Here is a 22,571-nt window from a genome sequence, read left to right on the forward strand (position 1 = left end):
TTGTATCCTTTGTTGTATCCTGGAATTGCCCTCCACACCATTGCGCCGCCCGTGAAAAGAATCGAAACCCTGCAAAAATTCAGGAAACTGTTCGGCGTGCTGGTTGCAGCCGTGGCGGTGGCGCTATTGATACTCGCGGTCGGCCTGGCCCATGTGCTCAACCAGAGCAGGCTGCGCTACTACGCCACCGCGGAGGAAACCTCGCGCAACCTCGCCATCACGCTCGAGGGCTTTTTACAGGCGCATTTCCTCGAGGTGGACCTGGCGATGCGGCGCGCCAATACCGAGTTCGCGGTCATGCACACGGCTGGCACCTACACCGACCAGGCCTTCAGCGACTATTTGCGCAGCCTGAAGGAGCGCGTACCGCAGGCGCAGGCAGTGCGCGGGGCCGACGCCGGCGGCCGCGTGATCTTCGGCGACGAGGTCGATGCCGCCCATCCGCAAGACATCAGCATCCGCGAATTCTTCCAGCGCGTGCGCGGCGAGCGCAAGCTGACCTTCGGCTTGCCGGTGCAATCGCGCATTACCGGCCAATGGGTGCTGCCGGTCGCGTACCCGCTCCTGCTTGCCGATGGCAGCTTTGGCGGCACCGCCTATGTCACCATCAACAGCGCCACCCTGGACCAATCGTTTGCCGCGCTCAAGATCGGCGCGCATGGCTCGATCGTGCTGCTCGATGCGCACAAGCGCGTGCTGCACCGCTATCCGCAGGTGCCAGGCATGGAGATCGGCAGCGCCATCAGGGTCAACCCGCCCACCCAGGCCATCCTCGACGGCAAGCGCCGGCGCGGCACATTTACCGTGATGAGCGCGCGCGACCAGCTCGAACGCACGCTGAGCATGGAGCAGGTGGGCAATTACCCGGTGTACGTGATCGTCGGCCTGGCCAGCAAGGACTTCCTGGCGCCGTGGTACGGCAAGGAGATTCGCAACGTCGGCATCTTCATGGCGCTGATGCTGGTGCTGGCCGTGGCGCTGCTGATGAGTTTGCGGGTGGGATTGCGCAAGCAGGCGCAGTCGGTGCAGCAGCTGGTGGAGGCCGAAGATGCGCTGCAACAGTCGCTGGTGCGGCTGACCGCGTCCGAGTCGCGCTGGCGCTCGCTGACCGAAGGCTTGCCGCAAATGGTGTGGACCGCGCGCCCCGACCTGCGCCTCGACTTCATGAGCCACCACTGGCAGGAATTCAGCGGCATCCCGGCGCAGGAAATGATGGGCGACGGTAACTGGTCGCGGATGATACACCCGGACGACATGGACACCATCGCTGCCGAATGGCGACGCGCCACCCGGCAAGGACGCGAATTTCGATGCGATGCCCGCCTGCGCCGCCACGACGGCGTGTGGCGCGTGTTCGACCACCATGCGCTGGCGCAGCAGGATGCCCACGGCAACGTGCTCAGCTGGGTAGGCAGTAGCACCGACCGCACCGAATCGCGCGCCGCCCACGAGGCGCTGCTGCTGGCCAAGGAAGAAGCGCTCAAGGCCGGCCTGGCCAAGACCGAGTTCGTGGCCAATATGAGCCACGAGATCCGCTCGCCGATGAACGCCGTGCTGGGCATGCTGCAATTGCTGCAGCAGACCGGCATGAACGAGCGCCAGCAGGATTACGTGGCGAAGGCCGGTTCGGCCGCCCGCGCGTTGCTGGGCCTGCTCAACGACATCCTGGACTTTTCCAAGGTGGAAGCCGGCAAGCTGGCGCTCGACCCGCATCCGTTCCGCTTCGATAAACTGTGGCGCGACCTGGCGGTGATCCTGTCGGCCAACGTGGGCGCCAAGCAGGTGGAAGTGCTGTTCCGCATCGACCCGGCGCTGCCGGCAGCGGCGGTCGGCGACGACCTGCGCCTGCAGCAGATCCTGCTCAACCTGGCCGGCAACGCCATCAAGTTCACCGAGCGCGGCGAAGTGGTGGTGTCGGCGCGGCTGGTGGCGCGCAGCGGCAACCGGCTGGCGGTGTGCTTTGCCATCAGCGATACCGGCATCGGCATCTCGGACGAGCAGCGCCGGCACATCTTCGACGGTTTTTCGCAGGCCGAGGCCTCGACCGCGCGCCGTTACGGCGGCACCGGCCTGGGCCTGGCGATCAGCCAGCGCCTGGTGGCGCTGATGGGCGGCCAGCTGGGCGTGCAGAGCACGGTCGGCAAGGGCAGCGTGTTCGACTTCACGCTGGAATTCGATGCCGGCGCCAGCGTGGCGCCAGCATCGGTGCACGCGCTGGCTGACTTGTCGTGCCTGGTGGTGGACGACAATCCCACTGCGCGCGCGGTGCTGGGCGAAATGGCGACCTCGTTCGGCTGGCGGGTGGACGTGGCGGCGGGCGGCGAACAGGCGCTGGCCATGATCGCCGCCCGGATCGCCGTCAGCCGCGCCTACGACGTGGTGTTCATCGACTGGCGCATGCCCGAGCTCGACGGTTGGGAAACCAGCTGCCGCATCCGCCAGCTGGGCGCCAGCGGCAAGCTGCCGCTGATCGTGATGGTCACCGCCTACGACCGCGAAATGCTGGCCCAGCGCCAGCGGGAATTGTCGCCGGTGCTCGACGGCTTCGTGGTCAAGCCCGTGACTGCCTCGATGCTGTTCGACGCCGTGGCCGACGCCCGCCTCGAGCACCGCGTGCACCGGCCGGCAGTGCCGATGCCTGCCGGCGCGCGCCTGTCAGGCCTGCGGCTGCTGCTGGTGGACGACAATCCGGCCAACCAGCAAGTGGCCAGCGAGTTGCTCAGCAACGACGGCGCCCGCGTGCAGGTCGCCAGTTCAGGCCTGCTGGCGCTGCAGGCGCTCTCCGGCCAGGCGCCGCTGCCGGACCTGATCCTGATGGACATCCAGATGCCGGAAATGGACGGCTATGAAACCACGCAAGCGATCCTGCGCCAGCTGGGCCCGGCGGCGCCCCCGATCGTGGCCATGACCGCCAACGCCATGGCCGCCGACCGCACCGCCGCCCTCAACGCCGGCATGGCCGATCACGTAGGCAAGCCGTTCGACCTGGCGCAGCTGATTGATGTGATCCTGTGTCACGTGGGGCGGGGGCAAGCACAAGGGCCGGCGCTGCCGCTGGTGTCTGCGCTGCCGGTATCGTCGCTGGAGCAGGACGATGGCTTGCCCGGTCCCGGTTCCGGCATTAACAGCGACGCCGCGCTCAAACGCATGGGCGGCCTCAAACCGATCTACCTGATGGCGTTGCGCGGCTTCGACGGCGAGGCGGCGCGACTGGTCGCGCAAATCGACGCCGCCCGCGCGGCGAACGACGTGCAGGCCGCGCTGCCGCCGCTGCACACCCTGAAAGGACTGGCCGGCACCATCGGCGCCGAACGCCTGGAAGCGCTGGCACGGACGGCGGAGGTGGCGTTGAAGAACCGGGCGGGGGGCGTTTGGGATCGGGTCGGGGCGGTGCTGGACGAGGTTACCGGCTTGACCGGCGCGGTGGCGGCGCTGGTTGCCGCGCTTGCGGTCCCGCCACCTGCTTAAGCACAATGCACGCTAGCCAACAGTGAGCACCACACTGCCACCGAGCGCCATTTTTTCCCGTAACAGATAGCTGTCGCCGATATCTTCCAGCGTGGGCCAAGTCGTCGTGGTGGAGAGCCTGATGTCGGCCCGGTCGCCGTCGTCGGCGTGCCAGTCCACGCTCAAGGCCAGGCTTTCGATGCCGTCGGCAGTAGCGCCCCTGACCGTGGTGCCAAGCGAGGTGACGACATCGATGGTATAGCGCTGGTGGTGGACGGGCAGGGCGGCGTATTGCTGCCTGGCCCATGCCGGGTCGGGCCGCTGCAATGGCTCCGACTTTGGGGCGTCGGGGAATAATTCGGAAAAGGTTTTACCTGGGGGGGCGGTCGCGCCATCGGCCACCAGCGCGATGGTCACACGCTGGCCCGGCGCCAGCTCGCGCGCGACGAAGGTGAGCATGGTGGTCGGCGCGACCGTGGCGCCACCCACGTCGAGACAGGCACGAGGACCCCAGGTGCGCCGGCTTGCGAGCCGGACATCGATCATCGTCATGCCGGCCGTGCCGACTGTCGCTACTAACACATCATCGACCAGGATGCGCACAGCCGGCATGACGACCTCTATTTGGCGACCGGCTGGAAGCCGTCGGTGCCGATTTCGAGCTCGGTCACGTCGCCGTATTTTTTGGCGACGTCGCGGATATCGGCCGCCTTGCCGATCAACACGGTTTGCAAGTTGTTGCGCGGGAAGTGCTTGTTGACCAGCGCCTTGGCGCGCTCAGGGGTGAGGCTGTCGACGTCGCGGGTGAAGTTGTCGATCTGTTCGCGGCCCACGTCGGACGCGTACATGTCGCCGAGCAGGCCGGCCAGCTGTTCGCCGGTTTCATAGCGCGGCGGGAACTGGCCCTTGACGTACGCTTTGGCCGAATCGAGCGTGGCCTTGTCGATCCCCTTGTCCCACAGGCGCTGGTAGGTCTTGTGCGCCAGGGCCAGCGCGTCGCCGGTCTTGACCGACGCGGTAAAGCTCGAAATGGCGAAGGTGCCGGTTTGCGACAGCACGCTGAACTGGCTGCTGGCGCCATAGGTCAGGCCCGAGTTGACGCGCAGCTCGTCGTTGAGCCACGACGTGAAGCGGCCGCCGAGGATGGTGTTGAGCACTTGCAGCGGCACGTAGTCGGCATCGTTGCGGGCGATGCCGGCGCCGCCGATCAGGAACGTGGTCTCGATGGCGTCGGGCTTGTTCACCAGCCACACGCGCGCCTTGTCGGCTTGCACCTTGCCGTTGTCCTGCTGCTGCGGCGCCGGGCCGGTCGCCTTCCAGGCGCCGAACAGCGACTCGATCTGGCGCCGCATTTCGTCCTTCTGGAAATCGCCCACCACCACGATGGCGGCATTGTCCGGACGGTAGAACTGGCCGTAATAGCGCTGCACGTCGGCCTGTTTCAACGCGCTGACGCTGCCCACCGTGCCGCTGGCCGGAATGCCGTACGGCGCGTTGCCGAACAACATGGCGCGGTAATAGGTGCCCACCACGTTGCGCGGTGCTTCCTTGGCCTGCTTCAAGCCGATGACCTTGCGCTCGCGCAGCTTGGCCAGTTCGGCGTCGTCGAACGACGGTTGCTGGACGATTTCGGCAAACAGCGGCAGCAGGGCGGCAGCGTCCTTGCGGGCAAAGTTGGCTTGCACCGTGCTGGACTCGGCGCCGGCGCCGCCGGCCAGGCGCGCGCCACGGAAGTCGAACGCCTCGTCGATGGCTTTCTTGTTGCGGGCCCTGGTGCCCAGCAGCAGGGCGTCGCCGGTGAGGTTGGACAGGCCCGGCTGGGCAGCGTCGTTGACGGCGCCGGCCTTGACCACCGCGCGCACCGAGATCAGCGGCACTTCGTGGCGTTCCATCAGGTACACCGTCAGGCCGTTGGGCAGCTTGACGGTCTCGAACGCGGGCAGGCGAAATTCAGCGGCCAGCACCGGTGCAACCGCCGCGCCCAGCACCGCGCCCGTCATTACCACGGCTATCATTGTTTTTTTCATCGATCAGTCCTCCTTCGCAGCGAGCACGCCAACGGTGCGCTGCGATTTTTTCAGGTATTTGGCGGCCACGGCCTGGATATCGGCGGGCGTGAGCTTGGCATAGGCGGCAGGGGCGTCGAACATTTTCTTGTAGTCGCCAAAGAACATCTCGTAGTTGCCCAGCTGCTGGGCCTTGCCGTTGATGGTTTCCTGCTCGCGGTACAGGTTGACCAGTTTCTGGTTGCGTACCTTGTCCAGTTCCTCGGCGGTGACGCCATCCTTGACCACTTTGTCGAGCTCGGCCAGCAGCGCTTTTTCCAGCGTGGCCGGATCGACCTTGGCGGCGGCCACGGCAACCACGTACAGCAGGCCGGGATCGAAACCTTCGGCGGCATTGGCCGACACTTGCGTGGCCAGTTGCTGCTCGACCAGCGCCTTGTACAGGCGCGAGGTCTTGCCGTCGGCCAGCACGCTTTGCAGCACTTCCAGCGCGTAGTAATCGGGGCTGTTGCCGGCCGGGATCTTGTAAGCGATCGCCAGGTTGGGCGAGGTGGCCGATTCCTTGGTCACGAAAATGCGGCGCTCGCCGGTTTGCGGCGGCTCCACCGTGCGCACGGCCGGCGGCGGCGCGCCTTTTGGAATCTTGCCGAAGTAGCGCGTGGCCAGTCTTTTCACGTCATCGGCCTTGACGTCGCCGACGATCACCGCCACCGCGTTGTTCGGTGCGTAATACGTCTTGAAGTAGTGTTCCAGGTCTTGCTGGGTCCAGGCCTTGATGTCGGACTCGTGGCCGATCACGGGCCAGGAATACGGGTGGGCCGAGAACGCCACGCCATTGACCGCCTGCTGCAAGGCGCGCATGTTGGAGTTTTCCAGGCCGGTGCTGCGTTCGGACAGCACCACGCCGCGTTCGCTGGCAACCATGTTCGGATCGATGTTCAGGTGCGCGATGCGATCGCTTTCCAGCGTGAAGATGGTCTCCAGCGACGACGCCGGGAACCAGTCCTGGTACACGGTCAGGTCGTTGCTGGTGTAGGCGTTGTTGGAGCCGCCCTTGGCTTCCATGGTGCGATCGAACATTTTCGGGCCGAAGTTCTTCGAGCCGTTGAACATCATGTGCTCAAAGAAGTGCGACAGGCCCGTGATGCCGGGCGCCTCGTTGCGCGAGCCGACTTTCCAGAACGTGTACATATTGGCGTTGGGGATGGTGTGCGATTCGAGCACGATGAACTTCATGCCGTTGGCCAGCGTGAAGGTCTGCACCTCGTTGACCATGTCGGCTGCCTTGGCTGGCGCGGTGGCGGCCAAGCCGAGCAGGACGCTGGCGGCCAGGACTTTCCATTTCATAAGGACTCCTTGTATTGAAGCGTAAAGCATACGTTATCTGGCAATATTGTCGTTAATTATTTGCCGACAGCAAGCTTAGCGGCTAGCATGACACTAACCAAAAAAATTGAGGGAGCTGCACATGGAAAAACCGATGGCCTGGGTCGCTCACGAGCTGAGCATGACCGTGCTGATGACACCCGACATGGCCAATTTCTCCGGCAACGTCCACGGCGGCACCATTTTGAAATATCTCGACAGCGTGGCCTACGCCTGCGCAAGCCGCTACTGCGGCAGCTACACGGTGACCTTGTCGGTGGACCAGGTGATGTTTTTGCAACCGATCCACGTGGGCGAGCTGGTGACCTTCCTGGCCTCGATCAACTACACCGGCAACACGTCGATGGAAGTGGGCATCCGGGTCGTCACCGAAAACATCCAGAAGCGCCTGGTGCGCCACGCCAACAGCTGCTACTTCACCATGGTGGCCGTTGACGAACACCGCAAGCCGCTGCCAGTGCCCAAGCTGGTGCTCGAGACCGAAGAACAGAAGCAACGCTGGGAACAAGCGCTGCGCCGCAAACACGCGCGCCAGTCAGTCCACGGCGAACGCAAAAAATAACCCCAGTTCGGGGTCAGTGCCGACATTTGGACACGAACTGAGCCTTATGGCTGTTGGGCTCGTGTCTAAATGTCGGCACTGACCCCGAAGTTAAATGAAAAGCCGAGCTCGCGGTTCAGGCGCTGGCGCAGGGCGTTGCCGTCGAATACGGACGGGTTTATTTCTTCGGGCCCCGCGTCAGGAACACCAGCGCAGCAGCCACCAGCGACGCTGCGGCGAGCCCGTACAGCCCGCCCTGGATCGACCCGGTCTTCTGCTCGAGGTAGCCGAAGGTGGCCGGCGCCACGAAGCCGCCCAGGTTGCCCAGCGAGTTGATCAATGCGATCACGGCAGCGGCGATGCGGGCGTCAAGGTACGCTTGCGGGATTGGCCAGAACAGCGCGGAAGCGGCCTTGAAGCCGATACCGGCAAAGCAGATCGCCACGAACGCGAATACCGGCCCGCCCACGGTGGACATGAACATGCCGGTCGCCGCGATCACCAGCGCAATCGCCACCCACATCTGCTGGCGCTTGAAGCGCGCCGCCAGCGAGGCGAACATATACATGGCCGCGATCGAGATAATCCACGGAATCGAGTTGAACATGCCGATCTGGAAGTCGGTGTAGTGGCCCATCTTCTTGATGATGCTCGGCAGCCAGAACGTGGCGCCGTAAATGGTCAGCTGGATGGCGAAATAGATGAAGCAGAACAGCGCAATCCGGCTGTCGCGCAGCAGCGAGAACATGCTGACGTGGCCGGGTTTCGACTTCTCCCGTTCCTTCTGCTCGGCAGCGATCACGGTTTCCAGTTCATGGCGCTCGGCGTCGGTGAGCCACTTGGCGTCGCTCGGTTTCGAGTCCAGGCAGAACCACACCACAAAGCACAGCAATATCGACGCCACGCCTTCGATGATGAACATCCACTGCCAGCCATGCAGGCCGCCGCCCTCGATTTGCAGCAGCGCGCCCGACAGCGGACCGGACACCACCGACGCCAGCGCCGAGCCGCTGAGGAAGATCGCCATCGCCTTGCCGCGCTCGGCGTTGGGCAGCCACTGGGTAAAGTAATACACCACGCCCGGGAAGAAACCGGCCTCGGCCACGCCCAGCAAAAAGCGCATCACGTAGAACGAGGTTTCGCCCTGCACGAACGCCATGCCGGTGGCGACGATGCCCCAGGTCGCCATGATGCGGGTGAGCCACGCCTTGGCGCCGAAGCGCTGCTGCAGGATGTTGGACGGCACCTCGAACAGCGCGTAGGCCAGGAAGAAAATGCCGGCGCCAAAGCCGAACGCGGCCGCGCCGATGCCCAGGTCCGCTTCCAGGTGCGAACGGACAAAGCCGATGTTGACGCGGTCGATGTAATTGGCAATGAACATCACGACAAACAACGGCAGGATGCGCCACTTGATCTTGCTGACCGCGCTGGCCAGCACGCTCGATGGCGCGCCGCCGCCGGCGGTGGTGGTTGGTAATACTGTACTCATGTTGCAGTCTCCTCAAACTTCCATGGACAGGCCGGAATGCTGTTAGCGCACCAGGCAGGGCTTTTTGTTATCGAATTTCCAGCCCGGAATCAAATACTGCATGGCGACGCCGTCATCGCGCGCGCCCAGGCCCATGTTCAGGTACAGCTGGTGGCCGGCCTCCAGTGCGTCGAGATCGAGTTCCACGCCCAGGCCTGGCGTGGTCGGCACCTGCACCTTGCCGCCGACGATCTGGAACGGGTTGCGGGTCAGGTGCTGGCCGTCCTGCCAGATCCAGTGGGTGTCGATGGCGGTGATCTTGCCCGGTGCGGCCGCTGCCACGTGGGTGAACATGGCCAGCGAGATATCGAAGTGGTTGTTCGAATGCGACCCCCAGGTCAGGCCCCATTCGTGGCACATCTGCGCCACCCGCACCGACCCCTGCATGGTCCAGAAGTGCGGATCGGCCAAAGGAATGTCGACCGATTGCAGCTGGATCGCATGCTGCATCTCGCGCCAGTCGGTGGCGACCATGTTGGTGGCGGTGAGCAGGCCGGTGGCGCGGCGAAATTCGGCCATCACTTCGCGCCCGCTATAGCCGTTCTCGGCGCCGCACGGGTCTTCGGCGTAGGCCAGCACGTCGTGCTGGTCGCGGCACAGGCGGATCGCGTCTTTCAGGAGCCAGCCGCCGTTGGGGTCGAGCGTGATGCGCGCGGTGGGGAAGCGCTCGTGCAGCGCGGTGACGGCGGCGATCTCATCCTCGCCGCGCAGCACGCCGCCTTTCAGTTTGAAGTCCTGGAAGCCGTAGCGATCGTACGCCGCCTCGGCCAGGCGCACCACGGCCCCCGGCGTCAGCGCCTTTTGATGGCGCAGGCGCAGCCACGCGTCTTCATTGTCGGGATCGGCCGCGTAGGGCAGGTCGGTGTCGTTGCGGTCGCCAATGTAGAACAGGTAGCCGAGCATTTCCACCTCGGTGCGCTGCTGGCCGTCGCCGAGCAGGGCAGCGACCGGTACGCCCAGGTGCTGGCCCAGCAGGTCGAGCAGCGACGCTTCGAGCGCGGTGATGGCGTGAATGGCAATGCGCAGGTCGAATGTTTGCAGGCCGCGTCCGCCGGCATCGCGGCCGGAAAACGCCGTGCGGGCCGCATTGAGGATGGCCTTGTAATTGCCGATGCTGTGGCCGATGACCAGTTCTTTCGCATCTTCCAGGGTCTGGCGGATCGCTTCGCCGCCCGGCACTTCGCCGACGCCGGTGTGGCCGGCGCTGTCGGTCAGGATGACGATGTTGCGGGTGAAGTAGGGGCCGTGAGCGCCGCTGAGGTTGAGCAGCATGCTGTCGCGTCCGGCGACGGGAACCACGCGCATGGCGGTAATCGTAGGGGTGTCGTAAGTAGTCTGGTTGGCCATGGTATTCCTTGGTTGATCGTGGAAATGATTGCGCTGTCATTCAATGGTAGCGATGTCATTTGCAGAGATCAAGCTAAATTTCACGGATTTACTATTTCAAAAATGATAGAAAATGATGTGTTACTGTACAATCCACGCTCATGACCATCAAAAATGACCAGTCCGAACTGCGGACCTTGCGTGCCGGCGGCACTGAAATCAGTGTCAGCGGCGCAACGCTGGCCGATGTCGCCAAGGTAGCCGGCGTGTCGCCGATCACCGTGTCGCGCGCGCTCAACCAGCCGCACCTGGTGCGGCCCAATACGCTGGCGCGGGTGCAGCAGGCGGTGCAGCAGACCGGTTACGTGAAAAACATGATGGCCGGCGCGCTGGCGTCCAACCGCAGCAAGCTGGTGTCGCTGGTGATCCCCAGCATTGCCACGCCGATCTTTGCCGAGATGGTGGAAGCGGTCACCGACACGCTCACCCAAGCCGGCTACCAGTTGCTGCTGGGCTTGTCGCGCTACGAACCGTGGCGCGAGGAGGTGCTGGTCGAAACCATTCTCAGCCGTCGCCCGGACGGCATTATCGTCACCGGCACCCTGCATACCGACAACACGCGGCGGCGCCTGGAACTGTCGGGCGTGCCGGTGGTGGAGGCGTGGGACATGGCAGCGTCGCCGATCGATATGGTGGTGGGCTTTTCGCACGAGGAAGTGGGTCAGGCCACGGCGCGCCACCTGCTCGAGCGCGGCTACCGGCGCATCGCGATCCTGGCCGTTAACGACCCGCGCGGCGCGCGCCGCAACCAGGGGCTGCAGGCAGAACTGGCGCGCCACGGCGTGGCGGTGGCGGCCGTGCAACTGATGCCGCTGCCCACCACCTTGCAACTGGGCCGCGAAGGCCTGGTGCAACTGCTGGCGCAAGCGCCCGATCTCGATGCGGTGGTGTGCAGTTCCGACACGCTGGCGCATGGCGTGCTGACCGAAGCCGTCAGCCGGGGGCTGGACGTGCCGGGGCAGCTTGCGGTGATCGGCTTTGGCGACCTCAATTTTGCCGCGCACACGTATCCGCCGCTCTCGACCATCCACGTCGATGGCCGCAACATCGGCACGGTGGCGGCGCAACTGCTGCTGGACCGGCTCGACGGCGGCAACCAGGAGCGTCCGCGCGTGATCGATACCGGCTTCGAGCTCATCCACCGGGCCAGTACCTAGCGCCTGTCCCTCTTCTAGAGTGGGGCCGTGCGCAGTTTCCAGACGATCCAGCTGGCCCATAGCCGGTTGAACCACGGTAACGATAGCCGCCGCGCCAGCCGGCGCTGCATCGCCAGCGCCGGCGACGGCTGCGCGCCCTGTACCGCAAACCAGATGCGGTTGTTGCCCGCCACCCCGCGCAAGGTACAGATACTGCCGCCGAACGCGTGCCGCAGGCGCCGCAACATGGTGCCGTAAGCGGGGTCGTAACTGAAGATGTTGGTCGCCAGTACGCCGCCCGGGCGCAGCGCGCGGCGGCAGTCGGCGTAGAAGGCGGCGGTGCCCAGCGCCGCCGGCAAGCCGAGTTCGTCGAAGCCGTCCACCAGCAGCACGTCGGCGCTGCCGCGCAGCTGGCGCAGGTAATGCGCGGCATCGGCGTGGATGATGGTCAGGCGCTCGTCGTCGGGGGGAATGGCGAATTGTTCGCGCAGGGCGATCACGTCGGCGCGCAATTCCAGCACCGTGATGCGCGCCTGCGGCAGGTAGCGATGGCAGAACTTGGCCAGCGAGCCACCGCCCAGGCCTACCATCACGATATGCGCGGGCTGCGGCTGGAACAGCGTAAAGCACATCATGGCGCGGCAGTAGGCCAGCACCAGGTGGTCCGGGTGCGACAGCTTCATCTCGCTTTGCACCATGCCCGGACGAAATTCCAGCAGGCGGCGGTTGCCACGCGTGTGGACCTGGGGGCGGGGATCGGGTGGTGTCAAGTGTCTGGAAAATCCGGGATGTCGATTTATAGTAGCATGCGCCCGTCACTTTCATTTACAGAAGGAAAATTTCTATGTAAATTGGCGGGGCACCGCCATGGGCGGATCACAGGTAAAACCGGAGAGCCACGATGTTTTTAGATCACCCCACACTGACCGCCACCAACAGCCTGACCGAACCCGACCGCATCGAGCGCCTGACCCGCGTGTACGGCTACGTGGTAGCGCTGGCCGACCTGTCGGGCAACCAGAGTTTCATTGAAAAAGTGAGCCAGATGCACGACCACAAGGGCACGCTGATCGTGTTCTGGCACGACACTCCGAGCGAAGACGAAAAAGACCTGTTCTCGAAAGGCTGGGCCAGCAAGATGGGCGACGGCACCACCAGCGTCGAACACGAGGTCTGACGTCAGCGCGGTCATGGATATCAAGACGCTGGTCCTGGCGCTGGCGCTGGGCAACCTGAGCCTGTGCGTGGCGCTGTTCTTTTTCGAGCAGTCCGCCGGCGCACCGGCTGGTGCGCGTAGGGTGAACAGCTTGAACGGCGTCGGCAGCCCGGGCACCGCCACCTGGGCGCGCGCGCGCCAGTTGCAGGCGCTGGCGTGGGGCCTGGTGTACCTGCGCGGTACGCTGCCCGATTTCCTGACCATCCCACTTGCCAATACCCTGCTGCTGGCCGGATTCGCATTCGATGCGGCGGCGTTGTGGGAGCAGGCCGGGCGGCGCATCTGGCGCCGCTACCTGTTGCCAGTGCTGGTGCTCGCGGTGGCGGCCTTTGTCGGCGCCTGGCTGCTGCAACGCACGCCGTCCGAGCGGCAACTGATTTCTTCGCTGGCGATCGGCTTCTTTGTCGCCGCTGGCGCCGGTGCGCTGGGCCGGGGCTGGACGGCCGGCACATTGCTGCGCCGCTACCTGGTGGTGAGCACGGTGGTGCTGGCGCTGGCAGTGGTGGCACGCGGCCTGCTGGTGCTGCTGCTCCCCAATGGCTGGTCGTGGGTCAGTCCGGAACTGGTGCAAGGCATCGGCCTGGTGGCGCTGTACCTGGTCATGCTGGGCAACGGCTTCGGCTACCTGCTGCTGGTGCGCCAGCGCCTGCAGGGCGAGCTGGAGCGGCTGGAAGTGATCGATCCGCTGACGACCGCGCTGAACCGCCGCGGCTTCCACCAGGCGCTGGCGCCCTGGCTGGCGCTGGCGCGCAGGCCCGGCCAGCCTACTGCGCTGGTGATCGTCGATCTCGACGATTTCAAGCGCGTCAACGACCATTACGGCCACCTGGCCGGCGACCAGGTGCTGGTCGCCATGGCGGACGCCTGCAAGCGCCAGCTGCGCGACAGCGACACCCTCGGCCACCTGGGCGGTGGCGAATTCGCCATCCTGCTGCCGCGTACTGCGGTCGAGGAAGCTCTGCTGGTGGCCGAGCGCGTGCGCGCCGCGCTGGCCGCGCAACCGGTCAAGGCCGAGAAAGCCATCATCAACCTCACCGCCAGCCTGGGCGCGACGACCATGCGCGCCGACGACACCACGGTGGGCCTGTTCCAGCGCGCCGACCAGGCGCTGCGCCAGGCGCGCGCCGCCGGCGGCAACCAGGTGGCGGCGCAGGTCACCGGCAGCGCCGCCGTGCTCGACGCCTGAGTCCCTCGATGTCAGGGCGCCGGCGCCGCGCGCCGGCGCCAATTCTTGCACACGGCAGGCGCCGTTGTCATCATGCCGTCACAAGGACGGCATATCGTGATAGCATTTTCAAAATCATCTAAATCGTTTAGTTAAATTTTTCCGCCGGCGTGCGCCGGGCGGGCATGGGTTCTTATTATGTATGCAGCAGTAGACTTGGGTTCCAACAGCTTCCGGCTTCATATCGGCAAGCACGATGGCGATGCGATCCGCGTGCTCAAAAGCGTGCGCGAACCGATCCGCCTGGCCGCCGGCCTCGACGACAAGGGCAACCTGACCCCGGCCGCGATGCAGACCGCGCTGGCCTGCCTGCGCAACTTCCGCGAGGCGCTGGGCAATTACAAGCTCGACGCGGTGCGCGTGGTGGCCACGTCGGCCATGCGGGTGGCGCGCAATGCCGCCGCCTTTTTGCCCGAGGCCGAGCAGGCCATCGGCTATCCCATCGAGATCATCTCCGGCGAAGAAGAGGGGCGCCTGATCTACATGGGCGTGGCCAGCGCGGTGGCGGTGCCCGGCGAGCGGCGGCTGGTGATCGACATCGGCGGCGGCTCCACCGAGCTGATACTGGGGCGCGGCCAGGAAATCGAGCGGGTTGAATCGTTCAGTGTCGGCACGGTCAAGCAAAGCCTGTCGTTCTTTGTCGGCGGCCGGATCGATGGGCCGTCGTTCGAGGCTGCCATCCTGTCGGCACGCAGCCATTTCGAGGATGCCGCGCCGCCGTATCGGCCGCAGTTCTGGAAGCAGTGCTACGGCTCGTCCGGCACCGCGCGCACGATTGCCGACATCATCGTCAAGAACGGCATCGGCAAGGAAGTCAATGCCGAGACGCTGACGGCTCTCAAGCAGCGCTTCATCGAGTTCGGCCACGTGAGCAAGATCGACATGCCCGGCCTGCGTCCCGACCGCGCCAGCACCATCATCGGCGGCCTGGCGATTTTGATCGGCCTGGTGCGCGAGCTGGGCATCCCGCTGGTGCAGCCGATCGAGGCCGGCCTGCGCATGGGCGTGATGTGGGACCTGCACCTGCGCTCGACCAAGCGTGACCGCCGCGAGCAGTCGGTGCAGGCCTGCGTGGAAAAATTCCACGTCGACCAGCGCCGCGCCAACCGCGTGGCCGACGACGCGCTGGCGCTGTACGCCCAAACCAGGCCGTCGTGTGAGATCTACACGCGCCACCTGTACTGGAGCGCGCTGCTGCACGAGGTGGGGCTGGTGGTCTCGCACACCGGTTACCACAAGCATGCGTGCTACATGATCGAAAATGCCGATCTGCCAGGATTTACCACGCGCGAGCAAAAACTCATGAGCCGCCTGGTGGTGGCGCACAAGGGCAACCTGCGCAAGGTGTCGGAGATGATCGAGGAAGTCGATATCGCCAAGGCGGTGGTGGCGTTCCGGCTGGCAGTGCTGTTCATGCACTCGCGTATCGACATCGACTTCAGCCTGGTCAGGCTGCGCATGAAGAGCCGGATCGAACTCGACATCCCGCGCGAGTGGGTGGCCGACCATCCTACGCTGTCGTACTGGCTCGAAAAAGAGCAGGAACACTGGGACGACGTAGGCGTCGATTTCACGATCAGGACCACCGGATGATTGCCGGACGAGCCGGTACTTTTGCGAATGCGCAAGCAAAATTCCTGTAAATGATATATATTGTTTATATCGTTGGATAATTTTGGAGCCTGTATGAATAAAACTATTGATGAACAAGTAATCGACAAAGCGCCTTCAGGCAAAGCCCCGGCAAACAGCACGCCGGCCAAGCCTGCCGAGTCGAAAGTCGAGGCCGCGCCGGTTGCCAAGCCTGCTGTAGCGAAACCAGCCGCCGCAAAACCTGTTGCTGTGAAACCTGCGGCCGCCAAACCTGCGGTTGCCAGGCAGGCTGTCGCCAAGGCCGTTGTGGCCAAGCCGGCGGCAGCCGCCAAACCTGCAGCTGCCAAGCCTGCCGTTGTGAAGGCCGTGGCTGCCAAACCTGCCGCCAAGCCAGCCGCCAAAGCCGCCGCTGCCAAGCCAGCCGCCGCAGCGGTTGCCAAAACCGCCGCCAAGCCGGCAGTCAAGGCTACCGCCAAGCCAGCAGTCGCCGCCAAGGCCGCGCCAAAAGCTGCCGCCAAGCCGGCCGCCAAAGCCGCTGCCAAGCCAGCTGCCAAAGCCACACCGAAAGCCGCCGCCAAGCCTGCTGGTAAAGCCGCCAAACCAGCTGCCAAGGCCACCACGAAGCCGGCCGCCAAGGCACCGGCAGCAGCAGCCGGCGCCGACAAGGCCCGCAAGGATAAACTGGTGCGCGACAGCTTCACCATGCCCGAGCAGGAATACGCGGTGCTTGGCCAGGTGAAAAAAGCCTGCCTGAAAGCCGGTATCGAGATCAAGAAAAGCGAGTTGCTGCGCATCGGCGTGGCGCTGATCAGCCAGATCGATCTGGCCACCCTGAAAAAAGTGCTGGCCAGCCTGCCGCAACTGAAAACCGGCCGCCCGAAGAAATCCTGAGAAATACTGTTCTGAATACAACAGATCGGTGCATGTCACGGAAATGACACTTTGCTGTCATTTCCTTGAAGTATTCGATGGTTAGTCTTGCTTCGTCACCCACACAAAGGATGAAGCATGCAAACCTCGATCATTCAAGCTGCGAACCTGCCTTCGGACGTCCGTCCCGCTTCCGGCAAGCTGGTGCTGAGCATGGCCAGTACGCCGGAAGAGCTGCACGAAGTGCAGCGCCTGCGCTACAAAGTCTTCATCGAAACCATGGGCCTGTCCTCGCTCGAGAGCCCCGATGGCCTCGACAGCGACGAATTCGACGCCTATTGCGACCACCTGATCGTGCGCGATGTCGACACCCTCAAAGTCGTTGGTACCTATCGCCTGCTGAGCGCCACCCGCGCCCGCAAGCTGGGCCGCCTGTATTCCGAAGGCGAGTTCGACCTCGGCCGCCTCAATCACCTGCGCGGCCGCATGGTGGAAGCGGGCCGCGCCTGCATCCATCCCGCCTACCGTGGCGGCAGCGTGATCATGTTGCTGTGGTCCGGCCTGGCCGACTACATGCGCCGCGAAAACTGCGACTACCTGATCGGCTGCGCCAGCATCAGCCTGGCCGATGGCGGCCACAATGCCGTCGCCGTCTACCAGCAACTGATCGGCAAGCACCTCGCGCCCCTCGAATACCGCGTCACGCCGCACCTGCCATTCCCGTTCGGTAAGCTCGAAGCGGCGCAGAAGCCGCAAGTGCCGGCGCTGCTCAAGGGCTATATGCGCTCGGGCGCGTGGATTTGCGGCGAACCGGCCTGGGATCCAGACTTCGAAAGCGCCGACCTGTTTCTGATGATGCCGCTGGCGAACCTCGATGCGCGCTATGCCCGCCACTATGGCGTGGCCGGCGAGTCGCTGGCAGCGTAACTCCGGTCAGCAGTGCGGGTTACAATCGAGCCTCGTACGATTTAGTGGGGCGGCAATGAAACTCGACCAGGAAACAGAACGCAGCGGCATCCAGCAACGCCCGGTGCTGCGCCATCGCGGCACCACGTCCGCCGGCGCCACCGCCACCACCGACCAGGTGGCCGAGGAACTGCCGGTGGCGCTTGTCTTCAATGGCATTTCGCACGCGGTGATGATGGTCACGCCGCGCGACCTGCAGGCGTTCGCGATGGGCTTCGCGCTCACCGAAGGCCTGGTGGGCAAACGGTCCGACGTGTTCGATATCGAAGTGCAGGAGCACGCGCGCAGCGTGGAGGTGGCGCTCACCATCGCGCAGGAAGACTTCATGCTGCTCAAGCAGCAGCGGCGCTCGATGGCGGGACGCAGCGGTTGCGGCGTGTGCGGCGTGGAAAGCCTGGAGCTGATCGACGTGGCGCCGCCGCGCATCGACGCCGCGCCGCTGCACGATGCCGACGCGCTGGCGCCGGCGATTGCCCGCGCCGCCGCCGCCCTGGGCGAGCACCAGCACCTGATGCGCGCCACCGGCGGCGTCCACGCCGCTGCCTGGTGCGACGCCAGCGGCAATGTGCTGCGCGTGTGCGAAGACGTGGGCCGCCACAACGCCATGGACAAGTTGATCGGCTACCTGGCGTTCGAGCGGGTGGACATGACGCAGGGCTTCGTGTTCATGTCGAGCCGCGCCAGCTATGAACTGGTGCGCAAGGCTGCGCGCCTGAACATCCCCATGCTGGCCACCATCTCGGCGCCCAGCACCCTGGCCATCGATGTCGCCCTGGCAGCCGGCATCAAGCTGGTGAGCTTTTGCCGCAAGGACGATTGCGTCGAATACACCTGACGCGAAGGAACGCCGAAAATAGTGCTAGAATGTTTGTACCGATTGGTACAAACAAGGAAAATTATGGCCCGCCCACCGCTGCCGCCGTTCGACCACGCCTCGGCCACGCTCAAAGTCCGCCTGGCCGAGGATGGTTGGAATACCCGCAACGCCGAACAAGTATCGCTGGCCTATACCCACGACTGCTACTGGCGTAACCGCGCCGAATTCGTCACCGGCCGCGCCGACATCGTGGCGCTGCTCCAGCGCAAATGGACGCGCGAACTCGATTACCGCCTGATCAAGGAATTATGGGCGTTCGAAGGCAACCGCATCGCCGTGCGGTTCGCCTACGAATACCATGACGATTCCGGTCAGTGGTACCGCGCCTACGGCAACGAGAACTTGGAGTTTGCTGCCGATGGCCTGATGCAGCGGCGCCTGGCCAGCATCAACGAAGCGCCCATTGCTGCCGCCGACCGCAGGTTCCATTGGGACGCCAGCGCGCCCCGGCCGCAAGACCATCCAGGCCTGTCCGAACTGGGTTTCTAGGGTGGCGCGCGCCATGGCCAGCCGCGACGAGGTCGTCGCTCGGCTGGCAGAAGTGTTTCGCACCCATGGTTACGAAGGCGCCAGCCTGGCGCGCATTGGCGCCGGCACGGGACTGGGCAAGGGCAGCATGTACAACTTTTTCCCGGGCGGGAAAGAGGAGATGGCGCAGGCGGTTATGGCGCACATCGATGCCTGGTTTCGCAGCGAGGTTTTCAATCCCCTGCGTGCGACAGACGACAGCGCAGCAGGCGTGGCGCGCATGCTCGACGCCGTGGAGCTTTACTTCAGGTCCGGGCGCAGCGTGTGTCTGCTGGGCGTGTTCGCGCTCGGTTACGAACGTGACTTGTTCGCGCAGACCATACGCGCTTACTTTGCGGAGTGGATCGCTGCGCTGGCCGCCGCGCTGCAACGCGGCGGGCATGTCCCCACCGAAGCCGTTGCCCTGGCCGAGGAAACCGTCGGCACCATCCAGGGCGCGCTGGTGCTGGCGCGGGCGGCCGACGATGCGGCATTGTTCACCCGCGTCATGGCGCGCCTGCGCCTGCGACTCGGTTCAGTACCTTGAGGCCGTGATCCCGCCTCACACCAGGCCGATATCGCGCCCCTTGGTGCCGAATATGGTTTCCACCTGGCCGCTGTTGAGACCATACATGCGCGCCAGCAGGCCGCCGAACATGGCGCGGTATTCGTTCAGTACCGGGTAGTCGCGGTTCTGGAACAGGGTTTTCTGTTCCAGCGCGATCTGCTCGCCGCGCACCGCGTTGCCGCGCACGCCGCCGCCCAGCACCCAGTACACCGAGCCGTGACCGTGGTCGGTGCCGCGATTGCCGTTCTCGCGGAAGGTGCGGCCAAATTCGCTGACCACCACCACCACCGTGTCTTTCCATTCCGGCCCCATCTCCTGGGCAAAGCCGGCCAGGCCGCGTCCCAGTTCGTCGAGGCGGCCAGCCAGGTAGCCGGTGCCGTTGCCCTGGCCGACGTGGGTGTCCCAGCCGCCCACGTCGACGAAGCCGATATTGTATTTCTCCTTCATCAGCTTGGCGATGCGGCGCGCCTCGAGTTCGAAGCCTTTTGCGGTAATGGCGTTGCGGTTGGCCGCATCCATTTCGCCGATCATCTGTTTCATGACGTCTTCGCGCACGACGAAGCCTTCGCGCACCTGCGCGGCCAGCGGGCTGCCGTCGTACATGGCGGCGATCATGCGCGCCTGGCGCGCATCGACCTGCGGCTTGGCGATCGAGCGCAGCGCCATGTTGGGCAGCTGCGCCGTGCCCTGCATGATCAAAGGCAGCTGGTCGGTAAACGAGATCGCGCTGGCCCGGTCGGTGTTGAGCGTGGTGGCCAGCCGGTTCAGGAAGCCGGAGCGGAAGTTGCGCGTGCCTTGCAGCGGTTGTCCGAGTTCGATGCTGTCCTGGGTTTCGAAGTGGCTGCGCGAGAGGTCCTCGGTGCCGGCGAACGGCACGAAGGCCGCCTCGCCGCTGGTAAATAGCGGGTAGATGGTGTCGCGCAGGGCCGGGTGCAAGCCCCAGTCGGCATTGATGGCCAGCGCCGATTTGAGATCGTCGGACGGCTTGGGGATGGCGATATTGGGGCGCACCTGGTAGTAATAGTCGCTGGAGACCGGCACCAGCAGGCTGGCCGCATCGTAGCCGCCGCGCATGAACACGAACAGCAGGCGCGTCTTGCTGGCCGGCGCGGCCCACAGGTTGCCGGCGGCGGCGGAGCTCGCTGCAATCGGCAGCGCAGCCAGGGATTTGAGCAGGGTGCGACGTTCCATGATGGTCTCCTTCTATCTTAGCGGTGCATCAGTTCCGGTGACGACAGCAGCAAGGTATTCCACTCCTGCGGCGAGTTGGCCTGTTCCAGCGTCTGGCGGGTCTTCGGCGCCAGGGTTGGCTGCAAGGTCTGGTAAAAGAAGGCGCTGGCCAGTTGCGGGAACGCGGCCCGTTCCTGCGGCTGCGGTCCCTCGGCCTTGAACAGGCCGGCGTTGCCCGAGCCGATGGCCTTGGCGATTTCGAAGCGGGTGGTCATCTGCCCCGGGCTGGCCCAGCCGGGCTGAGTGAGCGCGTAACCGTCCGGCGTCTGGCGGCCGTACAGGGGCTGGGCCATGCGGTTGAGCCACCCCAGCATCGGCGCCGTGTTGAGCACTACCTTGTCGTCGTACGTCAGGCGCACGGCCGAGACCACGTAGTGCACCGGGTCCTTGAATTTTTTACCCAGCGACTGGGCGAATTCCGGCGACGTGAGCATGCTGCGCATCACGGCCGCAATGTCGCCATCGGATAACTGGAACACCGCCGCCATGCGGGCCACCAGCGCCGGCGTCGGTTCGTCGGCAACGAAATACGTGGCCAGCTTGCGGCTGATGAAGCGTGCCGTGGCCGGGCTGCGGCACAGGCGGTCGAGCGCCTCGTCCACCTCGGCCAGGCCGCGCCCCTTGACCGGCTGGCCAAGGAACTGCTTGTCGCCGTAGTCGTGGCGGTTGGGATTGAACTCGAACAGGCCGCTGCGTACGTACTGCGACTGCAATTCCTTTTTGACCTTCGGTGCGGTGTCGGTCAGGTTGACGCCCACGCCGGTGAGGATGCGCGCCAGTTCCTGCACGTCGCGCTGGCTGTAGCCGCCGTCCACGCCCAGCGTGTGCAGCTCCATCAGCTCGCGCGCATAGTTTTCGTTGATGCGGTTGGCGGCGTTCTGTTCGTTGTCGAGGTAGCGGATCATGGCCGGGTGGCGCAGGGTGGCGCCCAGCAGGTCGCGGAACTTGCCCAGCGCGTGCGGCCGGATCGCGGTTTCCTCGTAGTCGCCCACCAGTACGCGCAGGTTGCTTTTGCCCGAGTGGACATTGAAATGGTTCATCCAGAACCACGTCATCTGTTCCTGCAACTGGTTCGGTGAATACAGGTCGCGCAGCAGCGAGCGGGTGGCCGCCTCGCGCGCCAGGTTGTTCATGGCCTGCTGGTAGGCCTTTTGCGCGGTCTTCTTGTCCTCGTCGTCGGCGATCTTGTCGGCATCCTTGCGCTGCCGTTCGAGGTCGGCCACCAGGAATGGTAGCGGCGTCTTGGAAATGGCCAGGTTGTCGATCTGGGCCTGGGCGGCGGCCGGCAGCGGCGCCGGGGCCGGGTGCAGCTGGCGTTCGAGCCAGGCTTCGTAGCCCAGGGTTTGCGCCTGCTGCCAGGTGCCCTGGTTGACGCCCCAGCTCACGCGGTTGACGGCGGCGGGCAGTTGCGCTGGTGCGATGGCGGCTGGCGCGTTGTCCGCTGTGCCATCGCCGCTGCCGGTGCTGGCGCAGCCAGCGAGCAGGGTCGCCGTGCCAGCGAAGAGTGCGATCGTCAAGGTACGAAGCTGAAGTGGCTTGGCTTGCATGGCATCCCCCGGAAACGATAATTACAGTAGAGTATGCCAATTCGAAGGCAGCGCTATATTTGTTTTGTGTAGAGTGAAACAGGATGTTACCGGGAGGCAGAACTGCTGAGGGGTGTGGCGGGAGAGGAGGGTAATGCAGCTGTCAGCGGGGTTTGGGCTGAAGCATGATCGCATTGGGGGCGCCGGTTACCGCATGCCGGCGCCTGGCATGGCAAGATCAGCTAAGCTGGTCAGTGCATTGAGGCGGTCGACAGATCTTTCAGTTCACGGATGCTGATATCTGACTTCTCGTGCATCCGCAGCAAAATCGTGGCACCCACTGCCAGCTTGCGATGGCGAATTTTGCTGATGATCGGCGGCTGAACTTCCAAAACGCGGCACAACTCTGCATCGTTTTTAAGGTTCATCTTTTCGATCAAAGTATCGAGTAACTTGTTCGGAACAAAACTGGAAGGTTCCAGCGCCCGAGCACGATTCATCGCTTCGATCAGTTCCATCTTTTTTTGCCTTACGTTCATTTTTCGCTCCTCCTTAGCTTAAAC

The 22,571-nt window shown here is 64.6% G+C and carries 20 protein-coding genes; 11 read left to right on the plus strand and 9 right to left on the minus strand.

Annotated features, from left to right (window positions below; genetic code table 11):
* The first annotated feature begins 51 nt into the window (after positions 1-51).
* Positions 52-3,468, plus strand: coding sequence for a response regulator (locus tag DUPY_RS24240; RefSeq protein WP_070251712.1), 3,417 nt, complete (start codon positions 52-54; stop codon positions 3,466-3,468).
* Between the two features lie 12 nt (positions 3,469-3,480).
* Here the strand turns inward: DUPY_RS24240 and DUPY_RS24245 are convergent, their stop codons facing one another.
* From DUPY_RS24245 to DUPY_RS24255, 3 genes are read right to left on the minus strand one after another with little or no spacing between them, the layout of a single operon-like run.
* Positions 3,481-4,059: a hypothetical protein gene (locus DUPY_RS24245; protein ID WP_070251713.1), complete on the minus strand. Its 579-nt coding sequence runs from the start codon at positions 4,057-4,059 to the stop codon at positions 3,481-3,483.
* Positions 4,060-4,067: 8 nt separating this feature from the next.
* Entirely contained in the window at positions 4,068-5,474 is a 1,407-nt protein-coding gene (locus tag DUPY_RS24250; protein WP_070251714.1) for a M16 family metallopeptidase, read from the minus strand.
* A gap of 3 nt (positions 5,475-5,477) precedes the next feature.
* Positions 5,478-6,800, minus strand: coding sequence for a M16 family metallopeptidase (locus tag DUPY_RS24255; protein ID WP_070251715.1), 1,323 nt, complete (start codon positions 6,798-6,800; stop codon positions 5,478-5,480).
* A gap of 121 nt (positions 6,801-6,921) precedes the next feature.
* Between DUPY_RS24255 and DUPY_RS24260 the strand changes: the two genes are divergently transcribed.
* Positions 6,922-7,401, plus strand: a complete 480-nt coding sequence (locus tag DUPY_RS24260) for an acyl-CoA thioesterase (protein ID WP_070251716.1) — start codon at positions 6,922-6,924, stop codon at positions 7,399-7,401.
* A 157-nt stretch (positions 7,402-7,558) separates the two neighbouring features.
* Here the strand turns inward: DUPY_RS24260 and DUPY_RS24265 are convergent, their stop codons facing one another.
* Together DUPY_RS24265 and gudD are read right to left on the minus strand one after the other, a co-directional pair.
* The gene (locus DUPY_RS24265) at positions 7,559-8,869 is read right to left on the minus strand and encodes an MFS transporter (protein WP_070251717.1); all 1,311 of its coding nucleotides are present in this window, start codon (positions 8,867-8,869) and stop codon (positions 7,559-7,561) included.
* 42 nt (positions 8,870-8,911) lie between these two features.
* Positions 8,912-10,255 carry a glucarate dehydratase gene (gene gudD / locus DUPY_RS24270; protein WP_070251718.1) on the minus strand — a complete coding sequence of 448 codons (1,344 nt, stop codon included), beginning with the start codon at positions 10,253-10,255 and terminating at the stop codon, positions 8,912-8,914.
* Positions 10,256-10,395: 140 nt separating this feature from the next.
* On the opposite strand from gudD, the gene DUPY_RS24275 reads away from it, so the two are divergent.
* Positions 10,396-11,451 carry a LacI family DNA-binding transcriptional regulator gene (locus DUPY_RS24275; RefSeq protein WP_070251719.1) on the plus strand — a complete coding sequence of 352 codons (1,056 nt, stop codon included), beginning with the start codon at positions 10,396-10,398 and terminating at the stop codon, positions 11,449-11,451.
* A gap of 14 nt (positions 11,452-11,465) precedes the next feature.
* Here DUPY_RS24275 and DUPY_RS24280 read toward each other — a convergent pair whose 3' ends face one another.
* A complete protein-coding gene (locus tag DUPY_RS24280; protein ID WP_070251720.1) occupies positions 11,466-12,200 on the minus strand; it encodes a fused MFS/spermidine synthase in 735 nt (244 codons plus the stop codon).
* Between the two features lie 131 nt (positions 12,201-12,331).
* Here DUPY_RS24280 and DUPY_RS24285 point away from each other — a divergent pair, with 131 nt between their 5' ends.
* The 8 genes from DUPY_RS24285 to DUPY_RS24320 all read left to right on the plus strand — a co-directional run bounded on the left by DUPY_RS24285 (position 12,332) and on the right by DUPY_RS24320 (position 19,231).
* Positions 12,332-12,607, plus strand: coding sequence for a hypothetical protein (locus DUPY_RS24285; protein ID WP_070251721.1), 276 nt, complete (start codon positions 12,332-12,334; stop codon positions 12,605-12,607).
* A 13-nt stretch (positions 12,608-12,620) separates the two neighbouring features.
* The gene (locus tag DUPY_RS24290; RefSeq protein ID WP_070251722.1) at positions 12,621-13,832 is read left to right on the plus strand and encodes a GGDEF domain-containing protein; all 1,212 of its coding nucleotides are present in this window, start codon (positions 12,621-12,623) and stop codon (positions 13,830-13,832) included.
* A gap of 177 nt (positions 13,833-14,009) precedes the next feature.
* Positions 14,010-15,464, plus strand: coding sequence for a Ppx/GppA phosphatase family protein (locus DUPY_RS24295; RefSeq protein WP_070251723.1), 1,455 nt, complete (start codon positions 14,010-14,012; stop codon positions 15,462-15,464).
* Positions 15,465-15,557: 93 nt separating this feature from the next.
* Positions 15,558-16,355 carry a hypothetical protein gene (locus DUPY_RS28515; protein WP_307188209.1) on the plus strand — a complete coding sequence of 266 codons (798 nt, stop codon included), beginning with the start codon at positions 15,558-15,560 and terminating at the stop codon, positions 16,353-16,355.
* Between the two features lie 117 nt (positions 16,356-16,472).
* The gene (locus tag DUPY_RS24305; protein ID WP_070251724.1) at positions 16,473-17,261 is read left to right on the plus strand and encodes a GNAT family N-acetyltransferase; all 789 of its coding nucleotides are present in this window, start codon (positions 16,473-16,475) and stop codon (positions 17,259-17,261) included.
* A 55-nt stretch (positions 17,262-17,316) separates the two neighbouring features.
* Positions 17,317-18,135, plus strand: coding sequence for a formate dehydrogenase accessory sulfurtransferase FdhD (gene fdhD / locus DUPY_RS24310; protein WP_070251725.1), 819 nt, complete (start codon positions 17,317-17,319; stop codon positions 18,133-18,135).
* 63 nt (positions 18,136-18,198) lie between these two features.
* A complete protein-coding gene (locus tag DUPY_RS24315) occupies positions 18,199-18,666 on the plus strand; it encodes a nuclear transport factor 2 family protein (RefSeq protein WP_070251726.1) in 468 nt (155 codons plus the stop codon).
* Between the two features lie 13 nt (positions 18,667-18,679).
* Positions 18,680-19,231, plus strand: coding sequence for a TetR/AcrR family transcriptional regulator (locus DUPY_RS24320; protein ID WP_208600096.1), 552 nt, complete (start codon positions 18,680-18,682; stop codon positions 19,229-19,231).
* A 15-nt stretch (positions 19,232-19,246) separates the two neighbouring features.
* On the opposite strand, the gene DUPY_RS24325 is transcribed toward DUPY_RS24320, so the two are convergent.
* The 3 genes from DUPY_RS24325 to DUPY_RS24335 form a co-directional block, all read right to left on the minus strand.
* Positions 19,247-20,443 (minus strand): DUF1501 domain-containing protein, encoded by a 1,197-nt coding sequence (locus tag DUPY_RS24325; RefSeq protein WP_070251728.1) that lies wholly within the window; start codon positions 20,441-20,443, stop codon positions 19,247-19,249.
* Between the two features lie 17 nt (positions 20,444-20,460).
* Positions 20,461-22,029: a DUF1800 domain-containing protein gene (locus DUPY_RS24330; protein ID WP_070251729.1), complete on the minus strand. Its 1,569-nt coding sequence runs from the start codon at positions 22,027-22,029 to the stop codon at positions 20,461-20,463.
* Between the two features lie 230 nt (positions 22,030-22,259).
* Positions 22,260-22,547, minus strand: a complete 288-nt coding sequence (locus tag DUPY_RS24335) for a hypothetical protein (RefSeq protein WP_019922076.1) — start codon at positions 22,545-22,547, stop codon at positions 22,260-22,262.
* Positions 22,548-22,571: the final 24 nt, after the last annotated feature.

The organism is Duganella phyllosphaerae (genome assembly GCF_001758785.1).
Taxonomy (GTDB): domain Bacteria; phylum Pseudomonadota; class Gammaproteobacteria; order Burkholderiales; family Burkholderiaceae_D; genus Rugamonas; species Rugamonas phyllosphaerae.

What these genes read in the sequence shown, in the direction of transcription:
- DUPY_RS24245 (WP_070251713.1), bottom strand. Translation starts at nt 4,059, where the DNA reads ATGCCGGCTGTGCGCATCCTGGTCGATGATGTGTTAGTAGCGACAGTC.
- DUPY_RS24250 (WP_070251714.1), bottom strand. Translation starts at nt 5,474, where the DNA reads ATGAAAAAAACAATGATAGCCGTGGTAATGACGGGCGCGGTGCTGGGC.
- DUPY_RS24255 (WP_070251715.1), bottom strand. Translation starts at nt 6,800, where the DNA reads ATGAAATGGAAAGTCCTGGCCGCCAGCGTCCTGCTCGGCTTGGCCGCC.
- DUPY_RS24260 (WP_070251716.1), top strand. Translation starts at nt 6,922, where the DNA reads ATGGAAAAACCGATGGCCTGGGTCGCTCACGAGCTGAGCATGACCGTG.
- DUPY_RS24265 (WP_070251717.1), bottom strand. Translation starts at nt 8,869, where the DNA reads ATGAGTACAGTATTACCAACCACCACCGCCGGCGGCGGCGCGCCATCG.
- gudD (WP_070251718.1), bottom strand. Translation starts at nt 10,255, where the DNA reads ATGGCCAACCAGACTACTTACGACACCCCTACGATTACCGCCATGCGC.
- DUPY_RS24275 (WP_070251719.1), top strand. Translation starts at nt 10,396, where the DNA reads ATGACCATCAAAAATGACCAGTCCGAACTGCGGACCTTGCGTGCCGGC.
- DUPY_RS24285 (WP_070251721.1), top strand. Translation starts at nt 12,332, where the DNA reads ATGTTTTTAGATCACCCCACACTGACCGCCACCAACAGCCTGACCGAA.
- DUPY_RS24290 (WP_070251722.1), top strand. Translation starts at nt 12,621, where the DNA reads ATGGATATCAAGACGCTGGTCCTGGCGCTGGCGCTGGGCAACCTGAGC.
- DUPY_RS24295 (WP_070251723.1), top strand. Translation starts at nt 14,010, where the DNA reads ATGTATGCAGCAGTAGACTTGGGTTCCAACAGCTTCCGGCTTCATATC.
- DUPY_RS28515 (WP_307188209.1), top strand. Translation starts at nt 15,558, where the DNA reads ATGAATAAAACTATTGATGAACAAGTAATCGACAAAGCGCCTTCAGGC.
- DUPY_RS24305 (WP_070251724.1), top strand. Translation starts at nt 16,473, where the DNA reads ATGCAAACCTCGATCATTCAAGCTGCGAACCTGCCTTCGGACGTCCGT.
- fdhD (WP_070251725.1), top strand. Translation starts at nt 17,317, where the DNA reads ATGAAACTCGACCAGGAAACAGAACGCAGCGGCATCCAGCAACGCCCG.
- DUPY_RS24315 (WP_070251726.1), top strand. Translation starts at nt 18,199, where the DNA reads ATGGCCCGCCCACCGCTGCCGCCGTTCGACCACGCCTCGGCCACGCTC.
- DUPY_RS24320 (WP_208600096.1), top strand. Translation starts at nt 18,680, where the DNA reads ATGGCCAGCCGCGACGAGGTCGTCGCTCGGCTGGCAGAAGTGTTTCGC.
- DUPY_RS24325 (WP_070251728.1), bottom strand. Translation starts at nt 20,443, where the DNA reads ATGGAACGTCGCACCCTGCTCAAATCCCTGGCTGCGCTGCCGATTGCA.
- DUPY_RS24330 (WP_070251729.1), bottom strand. Translation starts at nt 22,029, where the DNA reads ATGCAAGCCAAGCCACTTCAGCTTCGTACCTTGACGATCGCACTCTTC.
- DUPY_RS24335 (WP_019922076.1), bottom strand. Translation starts at nt 22,547, where the DNA reads ATGAACGTAAGGCAAAAAAAGATGGAACTGATCGAAGCGATGAATCGT.